The organism is Gordonia paraffinivorans NBRC 108238, assembly GCF_000344155.1.
Classification (GTDB): Bacteria; Actinomycetota; Actinomycetes; order Mycobacteriales; family Mycobacteriaceae; genus Gordonia; species Gordonia paraffinivorans.
The window spans coordinates 59,788-73,774 of sequence record NZ_BAOQ01000018.1; the positions used below are offsets into that span (position 1 = coordinate 59,788).

The window sequence follows — 13,987 nt, forward strand, 5'->3', positions numbered from 1 at the left end:
GGACCATCGGCTCATGGCCCTGTCACTGGAACAAGCCTCGCTCGCGCAGCTCTCCCAGTTGCGGTGGACGCCCATGTACCGGCGGGTGCGGGCGTTCGTCGACGGGCGGGTGATCGTCGATTCGACCAACGCGATCCAGGTGTGGGAACCGCACCGCGTCGTCGGGAGCTATGCGGTTCCGGCTGCGGATGTCGCGGTGCCGCTGGACCACCCCACTCCGGTGAGCCCCGTCGACGATCACCCGCCGATCCTGACGCCGGAGCATCCGTTCTCGATGCACACCGCCGCCGGTTCGAGCTGCGACGTGTCCGCCGGGCCCCGGGTGCTCGCGGGTGCCGCGTTCCGGCCAGACGATCCCGACCTCGCCGGGTACGTCCTGCTGGACTGGAATGCCTTCGACGAGTGGCGTGAGGAGGAGCAGATCGTGATGGGGCATCCCCACGATCCGTTCAAGCGGATCGACTGCCTCCCGACCAGCCGACACGTGGCCGTGCGGATCGGGGACACCGTGCTCGCCGAAAGCGACCGTCCGACACTGCTGTTGGAGACGCACCTCCCGCCACGCCACTACATCCCGCGCGCGGACGTGCGGATGGATGTGCTGCAGCGGTCCGACACCGTGACCGTGTGCGCCTACAAGGGGCAGGCCACCTACTGGTCGACTTGGCCTGGACCTACACCGACCCGTTGACCGAGGCCGAACCCGTGCGCGACCTGATCTGTTTCTACGACGAGCGGGTCGAGGTCACGGTCGGCTGAGCGCGTCGGCGGCCGGGGAAACCGGTCACGAGAAGACCGGATGCCCGTCTGCGGGGCGCCTCAGCTGTGCGAACGCCGGGATGCGTGCGAGCGTGACGAGCGACGAGAACAGGGCATCGGCCTCGTCGCCGACCGGGATGGCGGACAGGACCGGCCCGAAGAAGTGCCGGCCGTCGATGCCGATGATCGGACTGCCGCCGGTCTCACCGAGCGCGTCCTGGCTGCGTCGATGGTGCTCGCCCAGCGCGCCGTCGAAGGACTCGTCGTCCATCGCAGCGGCCAGTTCCGCGGGAAGCCCGGCGTTGCTCAGCGCCTGCGCGACGACCACGTGGGTCATGACCGCGCCGTCGTGGTGCAACCGCCGACCGACCGCGTCATACAGCGGTCCGATCGATCCGTCACCGGTTTCGGCAACGGCGGCCATGAAGACCCGGCCGAGACGGCGGGAGCGCTCGATCTGGCGTCTCTGCTTGTCGGAAGAGAGTTCTCGGCCCTCGTTCAGCACGGCGAGGCTCATCACGTGCCAGTCGACCCGGACGTCGTTCCTGGCGGCCTGGTCGGTGAGCCAGCGCGACGCGGCCCAGGCGAACGGGCAGACGGGGTCGAAGTAGTAGTCGATCTCGGTCATGACTGCGACAGCTTCTCGATGGCGGCGCGCAGCTTCGCCGCGGCCTCGCGGGCGACCGGTTCGAGATCGGGCTCGCCCGTGACCTGGACCATGAGGTCCGGATTCATCGCCTCGACGAGGGTCCGTGACGGACTTGCGGGATCGGTTCGGACGACGACGTTGCACGGCAGCAGCAGTCCGATCATCCGCTGGACGCCCAGTGCGCGATGGGCGAGCGGCGGGTTGCAGGCGCCGAGGATCAGGTAGTCCTCCATCTCCTCGCCGAGCTTGGCCTTCATCGTCGCCTGGACGTCGATCTCGGTGAGGACGCCGAAGCCCTGCTCGGCCAGAGCGGCGCGGGTGCGTGCGACGGCTTCGGTGAACGGGATGGACAGAGAGGTGGAGATGGCGAGTGACATGGTGATTCCTTTCGTGTGCATGCGATCTAGGTGTCAGTGGCCGAAGCTGATCGAGGGGAGGACGCGTCGGAGCCACGCCGGCGCCCACCAGGCCGCACGCCCGGTGATCCGGAGCAGTGCGGGCAGCAGCGTGAGCCGGATCAGGACGGCGTCGAGGAGAACGGCGACGCCCAGGATGATTCCCATCTCCTTCGGCGGAAGCGGTTCTGCCAGAGCGAAGGTGAAGAACACCGCCACCATGACCGCGGCCGCGGCGAAGATGATGCGTCCGGAATGGGCCATGCCGTCGACCTGCGCGGTCGCGGGGTCGCCCGACCGCTCGAAATGCTCCTTGGCGGTCGCCAGCAGGAAGACGGTGTAGTCCATTGCGATCGCGAAGATCATCGCGAAGAAGAACACCGGACCCCAGCCGTCGAGAAAGCCCTGCGGTGTGAAGCCCAGCAGGTCGGCGAGGTGACCGTCTTGGAAGACGAGCTTCGCGACCCCGAAGGCGGCGGCCGTCGACAACAGGCTGACCACCGTGCCGATCAGGGCGATGAGCGGTGCCTGCAGCGAGACGAGCAACAGGAGGAAGCCCAGCACCAGGATGACCGCGACCACGAGCGGGAAGTAGTCGTTCAGTGCCTGTTGGAGGTCGAGGTTCTCGGCCGGTGCGCCGCCCACCAGAGCCCCGTCCGGCAGGTGTGCGCGCAGATCGCCGACGATCGTCGTCATCCGCTCGTCCGACGGGTCGACAGACGGAAGCGCCTGCAGCAGAACGTGGTCCGACCCATCGGCTGCGGGCATCGGGGGCGTGACCATCTCGATGCCCGGGGTCTTCCCGGCGGCCACGACGATGGCATCCGCCTCGGCGGCGGGGGCGATGATCTGCAGCATGCCCGGCGCGCCCTCGCCCATCTGGGACCGGACGAGTTCGTAGCCCTGGCGAACCGGGGCGTCGGAGGGCACGACGTTGATAGACGGCATCGCGACCTTCAGGCCGAAGACCGGGATCGCCAAGGCGATCAGGACCGCGAGGGACCCGGCCGCCACCGACCAAGGGTGCCGGTGCAGGTACTCGCCCCACCGGGCGAACACCGGCGAACGATGCTGTTGGCGGCGGGCATGCGGCAGCGCCAGCGCGTTCACCTTGGCGCCGATCCTGCCCAGTGACGCCGGCAGGAGCGAGAGCGTCGCGGCGAGGACGAACACGACGGCCAGCATGATGCCCACCGCCATCGTGCGCACCGCGGGCGCGGGGACCAACAACACGGCCGAAAGGCTCACCAGCACGGTCAGCCCCGACAGCAACACGGCCTTTCCGGCGGTGTCCATGGTCTGTGCGACCGCCGCCCGCAGGTCGTCGGCGTTCTCCCGGATGGCATCGCGGAAGCGCGAGACGATGAACAGCGCGTAGTCGATGCCCAGTGCCAGCGCGAACATCATCGCGAAGTTGATGGCCCACACCGAGATCGGCGTGACCTGGTTGAGCAGGACCAGTCCGCCCGCAGATGCGACGAGGCCCGCGATGGTGAGCAGCAGCGGGAGTCCGGCGGCGACGAGCGACCCGAACGCGAGCACCATGATCGTCAGCGTGACCGGCCAGGAGAACAGTTCGGCCTTGATCATCGCGTCGTGGTTGGCCTCGTTGAAGTCGCTCCACAGCGCGGAGGCGCCGGTCGGGTAGACCTCGACGCCGTCGCCGGCGAGGTCCGTCAGCGCATCCTTGTGCTCATCGACGGCGCGGACCATGTCGTCGGTGTCGGCTGCCGCGCCGATGAGGACGATCCCGGTGTGGCCGTCGGGGCTGATCGACATGCCGGGCTGAGGCGGGACGACCTCGGCGAAACGGTCGTCGGAGGCGACGAGATCGCTGATCCGACGCACGACCTCCTGCACGGCCGGGCTCTGGACGTCGTTGCGGTCGGAGTGGACGACGACCTGGACGGCGGCCGAGGAGTTGCCGCCGAAGTGCTCTTGCGTGAGCTCTCGGACGCGCACCGACTCGGACCCGTCGGCCTGCCAGCCCGCACCGGCGAGCGAGGAGAACACCGTGGGTGCCGCCGCACCCAAGACGAGCAGGAGCAGCACCCAGACGCCGAAGACCCAGCGTGCCCGGCCGACCATCGCCTCTCCCCAGCGGCCGAGGAGTCCGGCCCTGGGGCGGGTCGTCGCACCTGTCTGTTCGTCCGTGGACAGTGCCGATGTCGGCGCCATCGTCGATCCTCTCGTAGATCCAGATATACCCCCGGGGGTATTCTCGCTGGTGCCGAACATACCCAGGGGGGTATCTTGGCGTCAAGCGGCAGCGATCGCCCGAAGGCGGGCGTCGCGGCGCAACGACACAAGGAGAGTGCAGATGGCGGCAGGTGACGGGACCCGGGCACCGATCGACGACGAGACGTGCGCCGCAGTGCTGAACCGGTTGAAGCGTGCTCAGGGGCAGCTGGCCGGCGTGATCGCGATGATCGAGGACGGCCGGGGCTGCAAAGACGTCGTGCCCCAGCTCGCCGCGGTGTCCCGCGCCCTCGACCGTGCGGGCTTCAAGATCGTCGCCTCCGGGATGCGGCAGTGCATCGAGGCCCGCGACGGCGAGGACGCCCCGCCGCTCACCGAGGACGAGCTCGAGAGGCTGTTCCTCGCGCTGGCCTGATCCGTCCGGCGCGAAATCCTTTTCAGCGCAGCGAGTACCGGATCGGCAGGTGCTTGAGCCCGCCGACGAAGGTGGTCGCGGCCAACACGGGCGGGCCGGCGAGTTCGATGGATTCCAGTCGCGGGATCAGCTCGCTGAACAGGCTTCTCATCTCCATGCGGGCGAGGGCTGCCCCGAGACAGAAGTGGATGCCGTAGCCGAAGGCCAGATGTTGGTTGGGGAACCGGCCGACGTCGAAGGTGTGCGGGTCGTCGAAGACCTCTTCGTCGCGGTTGCCGGAGGTGTAGGCGAGATAGACGGATTCGCCTGCGGCGATCGGGACACCGCGCACCTCGGTGTCCTCGCCGGCGGTGCGCATGAACTCCTTGACCGGCGTGGACCAACGGATCATCTCCTCGACTGCGGTGCCGATGAGTTCGGGGTCCCGGCGGAGGCGGTCGAGCTGGTCGGGATTCTCGACGAGGGCGCGCAGGCCACCGGAGATCGCGTCCTTGGTGGTGTCGTGGCCGGCGGTCGCGACGATGACGTAGTACGACGCGGTGTCGACGTCGGAGAGCGGCTCGCCGTCGACGCGGCCGTTGGCGATCGCCGAGGCGAGGTCGTCGGTGGGGTTCGCCCGGCGTGACGCGGTCAGTTCGCTGAAGTAGTCGAAGAAGTCGAGGAGCGTGGACATGTGCTCCTCGAGGGTGGTGCCGCGGCGGTACTCCTCGTCGTCGGCGCCGAAGAGTTCCTGGGTGAGCTGGTGCATCCGCGGGAAGTCCTCTTCGGGCAGGCCGAGCAGCGAGAGGATCACATAGAGCGGGAAGTGGACCGCGATGTCCTCGACGAAATCGCATTCGGGGCCGATCTCGGCCATCCGGTCGACGTAGCGCCGGGCCAGCTCGTCGACGCGGACCTCGAGGTCGCGCAATGCCTTCGGGCGGAACCAGTCTTGGCCGATCGCACGCACCTTCTTGTGGTGCGGGTCGTCCATGTGGATCAGGGTGCGCAGCCCGCCGCCTGCTTCGAGCTGGGCCCTCGCCGCGTCGTCGGCCGCCGCCGTGGTCAACACCGGGCGCGGCTCGCTCAGCCACAGGGCGTTGTTGCGCTCGATCTCCATGATGTCGGCGTGCTTGGTGACCGCGTAGAACGGGCGGTACGGCTTCCGGTCGACGTAGGCCACCGGCTTGTTCGCCCGCAGATACGTCATCGCGGCGTGCAGGCGGGCTTCGTCGGCGTATGCGGTCGGGTCGGCGAAGACTGCGGCGGCATCGTCCATCGTGCTGGTCACGCGACACGTCCTTCCATCCGGGATCGTGGTTCGAGTGTCCGATACGTGTGGCTGCCGGGACGGTGGATTGGCGAACTCGACGGGCCCCGGGACACCACGTGTCATGGTTTGTCGCCCGTGGGTGGGATCGCCGTGTCGCTCAGCCGCGCCCGGGCGGCAATGCGCGACGAGGGGTCAACTGGGGGAGCATCCATTCGTAGACCGCATCGTTGTTCAGCAGGGCCATGTGACCGACGCCGCCGACGTGGAAACCGTCGTCGAGCTCGAATCCGAGATGCTGCTTCCGGCTTCGGCCCCCGCCGCTGCTGGTCATCACCAAACCGTCGCCGACGATGCGGCCGAACGGATGGTCGGGTCGCCGGGTGACCGTCGCCGTCACATAGAGGTGTCGCACCCCCTGCATGAGAGGCGGGTAGTCGACGGCGGGCTGCCAGAAGGCCTCCGGGTCGGTGTCGCGCCAATGCTCGTCGATGACCGCGCCGCGGAACAGGTCTCGTACCCCGGCGCTGCGGCGACCGAGGAGCGTGGCGATCGGCCGGGTCGTCCGCCAAAGGCGCAGGGCGGCCGACGCCCGGTGGACTCCTCGCGCCAACGGCGCTCCGAGGTGAGGGGTGCCGAGGTAGACCGTGTGTCGAACGAGCTCGGGCCAGAACGCGTCCTCGGCGACGGCCTGGTGGCACGCGCTGCGGATCACCAGGCCTCCCATCGAATGGCCGATGAGCGTGAGGCCGGTGACGGGGACCGGCCACAAGAGTGTGAGTTCGGTGAGCAGTCGTGCGAGGTCACGACCGTTGTCGCTGATGTGCCGGCCCGTGTTGTAGCGGACCAGGACCTCGGTGCTGCCCAGGTCGTCGGCGAGCCGCGAACCGTAGGTGGGTCGGCCTCCGAGGCTCCACGTGTATTCGGACCCCATCAGTCCGTGCACGAACACCGTCAGGTGCCCGGAGGCCGCGGGGAACGCGGTCGCCAGGCCATCGGGCGTGATCGGCACGGCAGCGCCGTCGACGCGAACCGAGATGTCCGGGGCCAGCGGCGAACCCTCGGCGGTCAGTTGGTCCCCGATCAACCCGTCGAGAAAGCCGAGGGTCTCCGCGCCTCGCCTGGTCTCGGAGGGGACGGTGTCACTGAATGCCGCCAGCGACTCGGCCAGGTCGCCGGCCACATCGACGGTCGACGCGACTGCCGTGTAGATGGATGTCCTGATGACGTCGTGCGTCTTCTGCGCCGTGCGGACACGTGAGCCCCCGACTGCTCGTAGACCGGCGAAGACGGTATCGGTCGCGGACGCGTGGACGGTGGCGATGCCCCCCCACCGCTTTGGTCAGCTCCTCGCGGGCCAGGGCGGCGAGCGCCGGTAGTTGGCGATGGGATGCGGGTTCAGGGGGCATCGGTTCAGTGTACGTATGTCCACTGAGTCCTCGGGTGTATTTCCTGCACGGATGCGTGTTCTTGGCAGTGAGATGGTGGTCGGCGGTGAACAGTCGTGCGTTTGGTCACGTGCTGCAGGGTGTGGCCGTGAGGTCTTCTCGCGCAAAGGCCTGTCGCGTGGGCGGGCCCGGGTCGGGCTGCCGTCGCGACGGCCGGAGGCCTCGTGCTCGGGGAAGGGGTCGGAGGGGCCACGCCGACTCGGGTTCGGCGCGGGACCGCAGAGCGGTCATCGGGTGCCGGTGTCGCGCACGTTCCGGCACGCGATCGTGCCGCGTACCCGCGATCCCACGCGCGGGCAGGCGCATCGGAGCACCATGGGGGGTGATGCAGATCACACAATTGATAGACCTGAGTGGAATGGACTCAACTTTGGTGGCGTTACATCTGCCGAATGGCTCATACTTGAGCCTGTTGGACTAAAGAGAAAGGTGCACGCTAGTGGACAGCTTCACCCCCACCACGAAGACGCAGCAGGCACTCAGCGCTGCTGTGCAGGCGGCGGCCGGCGCTGGCAACCCTGACGTGCGGCCCGCCCACATCCTCGTGGCATTGCTCGATCAGTCCGACGGCATTGCGTCCCCGCTGCTCAAGGCGGTGGGCGTCGACCCGTCGAACGTTCGCGCACAGGCACAGGCGCTGGTCGACCGCATGCCGACGGTTGCCCAGGCCAGCTCGACCCCTCAGCTTTCCCGCGAGTCGATCGCGGCGATCACCGCTGCCCAGCAGCTGGCGGTCGAACTCGGTGACGAGTACGTCTCGACCGAGCACGTCATGGTCGGTCTGGCGACCGGCGATTCCGACGTCGCCAAGCTACTGCACAACGCAGGTGCCACCCCGCAGGCGCTGCGGGAGGCGTTCGTCGCCGTTCGAGGCACCCGCAAGGTGACCTCGGAGGACCCGGAGTCGACCTACCAGGCGCTCGAGAAGTACTCGACCGACCTCACCAAGGCCGCACGAGAAGGCAAGCTCGACCCGGTCATCGGTCGCGACACCGAGATCCGTCGCGTCGTGCAGGTGCTCAGCCGCCGGACCAAGAACAACCCGGTCCTCATCGGCGAGCCCGGCGTCGGCAAGACGGCGATCGTCGAGGGCCTGGCCCAGCGCATCGTCGCCGGCGACGTGCCGGAATCGTTGCGCGACAAGACCGTCATCTCCCTCGACATGGGTTCGATGGTCGCCGGTGCGAAGTACCGCGGTGAATTCGAGGAACGCCTCAAGGCGGTGCTCGACGAGATCAAGGCCTCCGAAGGCCAGATCATCACGTTCATCGACGAGCTGCACACCATCGTCGGCGCCGGTGCCACCGGTGACTCGGCGATGGACGCGGGCAACATGATCAAGCCGATGCTGGCCCGCGGCGAGCTGCGGCTGGTCGGCGCCACCACGCTCGAGGAGTACCGCAAGTACATCGAGAAGGACGCCGCACTCGAGCGTCGCTTCCAGCAGGTGTACGTCGGCGAGCCGTCGGTCGAGGACGCCATCGGCATCCTCCGCGGCCTCAAGGACCGGTACGAGGTGCACCACGGCGTGCGCATCACCGACTCCGCATTGGTCGCCGCCGCAACGCTTTCCGATCGCTACATCACCTCCCGGTTCCTGCCGGACAAGGCCATCGACCTCGTCGACGAGGCCGCGTCGCGGCTCCGGATGGAGATCGACTCGCGCCCCGTCGAGATCGACGAGGTCGAGCGTGTTGTCCGCCGGCTCGAGGTCGAGGAGCTCGCCCTGGAGAAGGAGACCGACGAGGCGTCGAAGGAGCGGCTGGAGAAGCTCCGCGCCGAACTGGCCGACCAGAAGGAGAAGCTCAGCGAGCTCTCGGCGCGCTGGCAGCAGGAGAAGACCGCCATCGACGCGGTCCGAGACCTCAAGGAGCAGTTGGAGAATCTGCGCGGCGAGGCCGATCGTGCCGAGCGCGACGGTGACCTCGGACGGGCCGCAGAACTGCGGTACGGCCGGATCCCGGCTCTGGAGAAGGAACTCGAGGCCGCCCAGGAGCGGACCGGTGCCGACGCCGGACAGCAGGTGATGCTCAAGGAGGAGGTCGGGCCGGACGACGTGGCCGAGGTCGTGTCGTCGTGGACCGGTATCCCCGCGGGCCGCATGCTCGAGGGCGAGACCGCCAAGCTGCTGCGCATGGAGGACGAACTCGGCAAGCGGGTCGTCGGCCAGAAGGCCGCGGTCGAGGCGGTGTCGGACGCGGTGCGTCGTGCACGGGCCGGCGTCGCCGACCCGAACCGGCCGTTGGGCTCGTTCATGTTCCTCGGCCCGACCGGCGTCGGCAAGACCGAGCTCGCCAAGGCGCTCGCCGAGTTCCTGTTCGACGACGAGCACGCGATGGTCCGCATCGACATGAGCGAGTACGGTGAGAAGCACAGCGTCGCACGGCTCGTCGGTGCTCCGCCCGGGTATGTCGGGTACGAGGCCGGCGGCCAGCTGACCGAGGCGGTGCGGCGTCGGCCGTACACGGTGGTCCTGTTCGACGAGATCGAGAAGGCCCACCCGGACGTGTTCGACGTGCTGCTGCAGGTGCTCGACGAGGGTCGTCTCACCGACGGCCAGGGCCGGACGGTGGACTTCCGCAACACCATCCTGATCCTCACCTCGAACCTCGGCGCCGGCGGCGACCGCGAACAGGTCATGGCCGCGGTGCGCTCGGCGTTCAAGCCGGAGTTCATCAACCGCCTGGACGACGTGGTCATCTTCGACGCCCTGTCGGAGGAGGAACTGGTCCGGATCGTCGACATCCAGCTGGGCCAGCTGGAGAAGCGGTTGGCACAGCGCCGCCTCGACCTCGAGGTGTCGCCGAAGGCCAAGGAATGGCTGGCCCACCGGGGCTTCGACCCGGTGTACGGCGCCCGTCCGCTGCGCCGCCTGGTGCAGAAGGCGATCGGCGACCAGCTGGCCAAGCTGCTGCTCAAGGGCGAGGTCCGCGACGGGGACGTCGTGCCGGTCAACGTCAGCCCCGACGGCGAATCGCTCGTGCTCGGCTGATGCGCTGACGACCAGCCACGAAGGCCCCACTCTCGATCGAGGGTGGGGCCTTCATCGTGCCGGGGGCGCGTCGAGCGTGGGACGGAACCGCCGTCGCGCGCGAGTCGGACCCGCGAGCCGGGCCCGGCCCTGGCATCATCGCGGTCATGAGCAGGATGGATGCCGTCGAGCTGCCGGTGACCGCGCTCGACGAGTTCCTCGAGTCGGCGGCCTTCGCCGAGATGCTCGACGTCGACGCGGAACGGTCGGCGCCGCGCGGCCCGGCGACCCGGCGAGCGGAGATCGTCGACGTCCTGCGCGCCGTCGATGCGCACGCCGGGCGGCGTTTCGTCGACCGGGAACGTGCCGGGGAGGCCATCATCGGCGGGCTGCGGGGCGGCGGATTCGGGGTCCGGCCGACCGTCGTCGACGCGGTGCTCGATCTCTTGCGGCCCGTGGGGGTCCCGGTTCCGGGACCCCCGAAACCCGTTCCGTTGGAGGTGCAGACGGTACTCGGCGTCTACGTCTACGCGCTCGTCGATCCCCGCGATTCGTCGGTGTTCTACGTCGGCGCCGGACGCGGAAACCGGATTCGCCATCAGACCGGCGCGGCGCTCGCCGGCGCCGTCCCGGACCCGAGTGAGGTGATCGGGCAGGGGGATTCTCCGGAGGTGTTGGAGGCGACGCTGGACCGGATCGGCGACATCGACGCCGACGGGTTCGGGGTGGAGCACTGGGTGCTGCGCTACGGCGCCGCCGGTGTCGAATCCGTCGAGGAGACGGCGGATTTCGCGGCCCGGTTCGCCGGCGACCTCGCCGGGTTGTCCGGGCTGGAGCTGATCAACGCCCCCGATCTCGCGGGAACGGTGGACGATGTCCCGATCCCGCTGGACGAGCTCATCCTGCGTCACGCCGCGCCGCTCGCCCCGGCGCTACCAGAGCTCTGCGTTCTCGTGAAGGTCGACGATGCGGCCCGGCCGGGTGCGAGTGCTGACCAGATCTACGAGTGGTCACGCGGCGGATGGCGGGCGGGGCCGCATCGGACCGTGCCCGACCTGCCGGTCCTGGTGTTCGCCGAGGACATCGTCCGTGCCGTGCACCGGGTCGACTTCTGGGAGACCTACCGCGACGAGGACGGCAATCTCGACCCGAAACGATGGGTGTACACCGGCAGACCCGATCCCGAACTCGAGGAACGCTTCGTGGGAACGAGCCTGCGCGAGGTGCGTGAGCGCCGCGGCGGCAAGTGGAATCCCACCGGGTGGCATCCGTACGGGCAGGTCTGAGGCCCCCTGTCGGTGACGACTCAGGCGGAGACCGCGAAACCCGGCACGGTCTGCCGCAGGCGGATCAGACCGTCGCGGATGCGCGACTTGATCGTCGGCAGCGCGACACCGAGGTGCTCGGCAACCTCGCGATAGGTCAGACCGTGGAAGTAGGCCAGTTCGATGGCCTGACGCTGCAGCGGAGTCAGGGTCTCGAGGCCGGTGTGGATCAGGCGGGCGATCTCGCGGCGCTCCACGGATTCGCTGACCTCGTCGATCTCGCGGCCGGTGTCGGCGATGCCGTAGGCGACGGTGCGACGGGTCGCGGCGGTCTCCGAGCGCACGCGATCGACCGCGCGACGGTGGGCGAGGGTCAGGACCCACGAGAGCGCGGTGCCCGATGCCGGATCGAAACCGGCGGCGCCTCGCCACACGGCGAGGAAGGTCTCCTGGGTCGCCTCTTCGCTGTAACCCTGGTCGCGCAGGACCCGCAGGATCATCCCGTACACCCGGTCACAGGTGGCGTCGTAGAACTGGGCGAAGGCATCCATGTCACCGGCCGCCACGCGGGAAAGGAGTGTGTTCAGATCGGTTTCACGCATGACGAACTCCTTGGGGCAGTGGATTTTTCGCTTCCGGAGCGGGATCTTGCGTCGGGTGACGGGGTGCTCTTCGGTGCGATGTCTCCAACGCTATGGGCCGGGGGCCGAAAAGCCACTGCCGGCACGGACAACGGGATGGATTCGCAATCTTTGGTAACGGAACGATAACGGCGCCGTTCTGTCGTGGCCGTGGCGTAACCTGCTCGCACCGGAGTGGAGGAGGATGCCCATGTCCGAGAACACGGTGAGGGCCGCCGGCGGTTGGTTGCGCTGCTTCTGGGCAGGTCAGGAGCCCGAGACGACGTACCACGACACCGAGTGGGGATTCCCGGTCACCGATGACGCCGCCCTGTTCGAGCGGGTCTGCCTGGAGGGGTTCCAGTCGGGGTTGTCCTGGCGGACCATTCTGCTCAAGCGCGAGAACTTCAGGAGTGTATTCGCGGGATTCGAGGTCGAGAAGGTGGCGCGGTACACCGAAGCCGACGTCGAACGCCTGCTGCAGGATGCGGGGATCGTCCGCCACCGCGGCAAGATCGAGGCCGCGGTGAACAACGCCCGCCGGGCCGTGGAACTGATCGACGAGCAGGGCTCGCTGGCGTCGTACTTCTGGCGATACGCACCCGACCGTGACCACGAACCGAACTCGATGACGACCTCGCCGGAGTCGATCGCGATGTCGAAGGACCTCAAGAAGAGGGGATGGCGGTTCGTCGGCCCGACGACCATGTTCGCGCTGATGCAGGCGACCGGGATCGTCAACGACCACGCCTACGACTGCGTGATCCGCGATGCGGTGGAGGACGCCCGTCGGCAACGATTGTAGACAATCCGACAATGTGCCATCATCCCTGCATGACACCGCAGATCGGCATCGGGATGGTGGTCCCGTTCGACATGGCGCTGGACCGCGAACTGTGGCGGTGGATGCCCGACTCGGTGTCGCTCCACTTCACGCGGACCGGTTTCATCGACGCGCCGGTCGACGTCGAACTGTGCCGTGACCTGAACAACCACGCGGAGATCGCCGCCGCGGTCCGTGCCGTCTCGTCGATCGGTCCCAAGGCCTTCGGCTATGCCTGCGCGTCGGGCAGTTTCGTGTACGGCCTGGCCGGGGCGGTGGAGATCTCGAAGTGCATGCTCGCCAACGGCGCCCAGCATGCCGTGACGACCTCCGAGGCGCTGATCCGAGCGCTCGATCTGATGAACGTCGGCACCCTCTCGGTGGCGACTCCGTACACCGCCGCGCTCACCGGGCTGCTGTGCGACTTCCTCGCCGAGTCCGGCCGGACCGTCGCCGCCCAGGCGGGGCTCGGCCGTGACCACGAGATCTGGACCATCCCGTACGCCGTGACGGCAGACCTCATCCGTGCGGCCGACCACCCCGACGCCGAGGCGATCTTCGTGTCCTGCACCAACCTCTGGACCTACGACATCCTCGGCGACCTCGAGGCCGAGCTCGGCAAGCCGATCCTGTCCGCCAACCAGGTGACCGCCTGGGCGACGCTGTGGGACGCGGGTGTGCTCGGCGCCGGCCCCGCCGAGTGGGCGCCGTGCCATGCCCAGTCGTTGTTCGCCCAATCCCTGTTCGCCCGTAGCATTGCGGCATGACCCCTGCGAACTCGACGCCATTCGGTGAGGCGGGCACCGCGAAGTATGTGCAACTGACGACCTACCGCAAGGACGGCACGCCCGTCTCCTCGCCGGTGTGGGCGGTTCTGGACGGAGATCGGTTGCTCGTGTGGACCGAGACCGAGTCGTGGAAGGTCAAGCGGATCAAGCGGAATCCGCAGGTCGTCGTCCAGGCGTGCGACGTGCGCGGCGGCAACCTCTCCGGCGAGCCCGTGTCCGGTACGGCCGCCGTCCTCGACTCGGCGGGTACCGAGCACGTCCGCAAGAAGCTCATCGAGAAGTACGGAATCCAGGCCCGCGTCCTGACCTTTCTCAGCAGGATTCGGCGCGGCTCCGACGGCACGATCGGCATCGCGATCACGGCCGGGGAGTAGCGGATGCGGTGGTCGCGGTCGGCGGGGCCTGC

12 protein-coding genes and 1 pseudogene are annotated in these 13,987 nt (G+C 68.4%); 7 read left to right on the forward strand and 6 right to left on the reverse strand.

From position 1 onward, the window contains the following. Positions 1-427: 427 nt before the first annotated feature. A pseudogene (locus GP2_RS22145) lies at positions 428-759 on the forward strand (DUF427 domain-containing protein). A gap of 25 nt (positions 760-784) precedes the next feature. Here GP2_RS22145 and GP2_RS09930 read toward each other — a convergent pair. The 3 genes from GP2_RS09930 to GP2_RS09940 are packed head-to-tail and all read right to left on the reverse strand — an operon-like array spanning position 785 to position 3,981. Continuing rightward, positions 785-1,387 (reverse strand): mycothiol-dependent nitroreductase Rv2466c family protein, encoded by a 603-nt coding sequence (locus GP2_RS09930; protein WP_006900373.1) that lies wholly within the window; start codon positions 1,385-1,387, stop codon positions 785-787. Then, positions 1,384-1,785 (reverse strand): DUF302 domain-containing protein, encoded by a 402-nt coding sequence (locus GP2_RS09935; RefSeq protein ID WP_006900374.1) that lies wholly within the window; start codon positions 1,783-1,785, stop codon positions 1,384-1,386. Before GP2_RS09935 ends, GP2_RS09930 begins: the two co-directional genes overlap by 4 nt. Positions 1,786-1,818: 33 nt before the next feature. Then, positions 1,819-3,981: an MMPL family transporter gene (locus tag GP2_RS09940; protein ID WP_006900375.1), complete on the reverse strand. Its 2,163-nt coding sequence runs from the start codon at positions 3,979-3,981 to the stop codon at positions 1,819-1,821. Between the two features lie 142 nt (positions 3,982-4,123). On the opposite strand from GP2_RS09940, the gene GP2_RS09945 reads away from it, so the two are divergent. Next, complete coding sequence (locus GP2_RS09945; protein WP_006900376.1) at positions 4,124-4,417, forward strand: metal-sensitive transcriptional regulator; 294 nt, start codon at positions 4,124-4,126, stop codon at positions 4,415-4,417. 22 nt (positions 4,418-4,439) lie between these two features. On the opposite strand, the gene GP2_RS09950 is transcribed toward GP2_RS09945, so the two are convergent. Continuing rightward, positions 4,440-5,675, reverse strand: a complete 1,236-nt coding sequence (locus GP2_RS09950) for a cytochrome P450 (RefSeq protein ID WP_040526717.1) — start codon at positions 5,673-5,675, stop codon at positions 4,440-4,442. 151 nt (positions 5,676-5,826) lie between these two features. Continuing rightward, entirely contained in the window at positions 5,827-6,849 is a 1,023-nt protein-coding gene (locus tag GP2_RS09955; RefSeq protein WP_006900378.1) for an esterase/lipase family protein, read from the reverse strand. Positions 6,850-7,553: 704 nt separating this feature from the next. On the opposite strand from GP2_RS09955, the gene clpB reads away from it, so the two are divergent. Both clpB and GP2_RS09965 read left to right on the forward strand, forming a co-directional pair. Beyond that, positions 7,554-10,106, forward strand: coding sequence for an ATP-dependent chaperone ClpB (clpB, locus tag GP2_RS09960; RefSeq protein WP_006900379.1), 2,553 nt, complete (start codon positions 7,554-7,556; stop codon positions 10,104-10,106). A 155-nt stretch (positions 10,107-10,261) separates the two neighbouring features. Further along, positions 10,262-11,371, forward strand: coding sequence for a hypothetical protein (locus tag GP2_RS09965; protein WP_006900380.1), 1,110 nt, complete (start codon positions 10,262-10,264; stop codon positions 11,369-11,371). Between the two features lie 20 nt (positions 11,372-11,391). On the opposite strand, the gene sigK is transcribed toward GP2_RS09965, so the two are convergent. Continuing rightward, positions 11,392-11,952, reverse strand: coding sequence for an ECF RNA polymerase sigma factor SigK (sigK, locus tag GP2_RS09970; RefSeq protein WP_006900381.1), 561 nt, complete (start codon positions 11,950-11,952; stop codon positions 11,392-11,394). Positions 11,953-12,181: 229 nt separating this feature from the next. Here sigK and GP2_RS09975 point away from each other — a divergent pair, with 229 nt between their 5' ends. Genes GP2_RS09975 through GP2_RS09985 form a run of 3 tightly spaced genes read left to right on the forward strand, consistent with a single transcriptional unit; the run spans position 12,182 to position 13,955 of the window. After that, a complete protein-coding gene (locus GP2_RS09975) occupies positions 12,182-12,775 on the forward strand; it encodes a DNA-3-methyladenine glycosylase I (RefSeq protein WP_006900382.1) in 594 nt (197 codons plus the stop codon). 29 nt (positions 12,776-12,804) lie between these two features. Next, positions 12,805-13,560: a maleate cis-trans isomerase family protein gene (locus GP2_RS09980; RefSeq protein ID WP_040526718.1), complete on the forward strand. Its 756-nt coding sequence runs from the start codon at positions 12,805-12,807 to the stop codon at positions 13,558-13,560. Further along, complete coding sequence (locus GP2_RS09985; RefSeq protein ID WP_006900384.1) at positions 13,557-13,955, forward strand: PPOX class F420-dependent oxidoreductase; 399 nt, start codon at positions 13,557-13,559, stop codon at positions 13,953-13,955. The genes GP2_RS09980 and GP2_RS09985 overlap by 4 nt, the downstream gene beginning before the upstream one ends. Positions 13,956-13,987: the final 32 nt, after the last annotated feature.

Coding starts and splice junctions, on each gene's coding strand:
- GP2_RS09930 (WP_006900373.1), bottom strand. CDS start 1,387: ATGACCGAGATCGACTACTACTTCGACCCCGTCTGCCCGTTCGCCTGG.
- GP2_RS09935 (WP_006900374.1), bottom strand. CDS start 1,785: ATGTCACTCGCCATCTCCACCTCTCTGTCCATCCCGTTCACCGAAGCC.
- GP2_RS09940 (WP_006900375.1), bottom strand. CDS start 3,981: ATGGCGCCGACATCGGCACTGTCCACGGACGAACAGACAGGTGCGACG.
- GP2_RS09945 (WP_006900376.1), top strand. CDS start 4,124: ATGGCGGCAGGTGACGGGACCCGGGCACCGATCGACGACGAGACGTGC.
- GP2_RS09950 (WP_040526717.1), bottom strand. CDS start 5,675: ATGGACGATGCCGCCGCAGTCTTCGCCGACCCGACCGCATACGCCGAC.
- GP2_RS09965 (WP_006900380.1), top strand. CDS start 10,262: ATGGATGCCGTCGAGCTGCCGGTGACCGCGCTCGACGAGTTCCTCGAG.
- sigK (WP_006900381.1), bottom strand. CDS start 11,952: ATGCGTGAAACCGATCTGAACACACTCCTTTCCCGCGTGGCGGCCGGT.
- GP2_RS09975 (WP_006900382.1), top strand. CDS start 12,182: ATGTCCGAGAACACGGTGAGGGCCGCCGGCGGTTGGTTGCGCTGCTTC.
- GP2_RS09980 (WP_040526718.1), top strand. CDS start 12,805: ATGACACCGCAGATCGGCATCGGGATGGTGGTCCCGTTCGACATGGCG.
- GP2_RS09985 (WP_006900384.1), top strand. CDS start 13,557: ATGACCCCTGCGAACTCGACGCCATTCGGTGAGGCGGGCACCGCGAAG.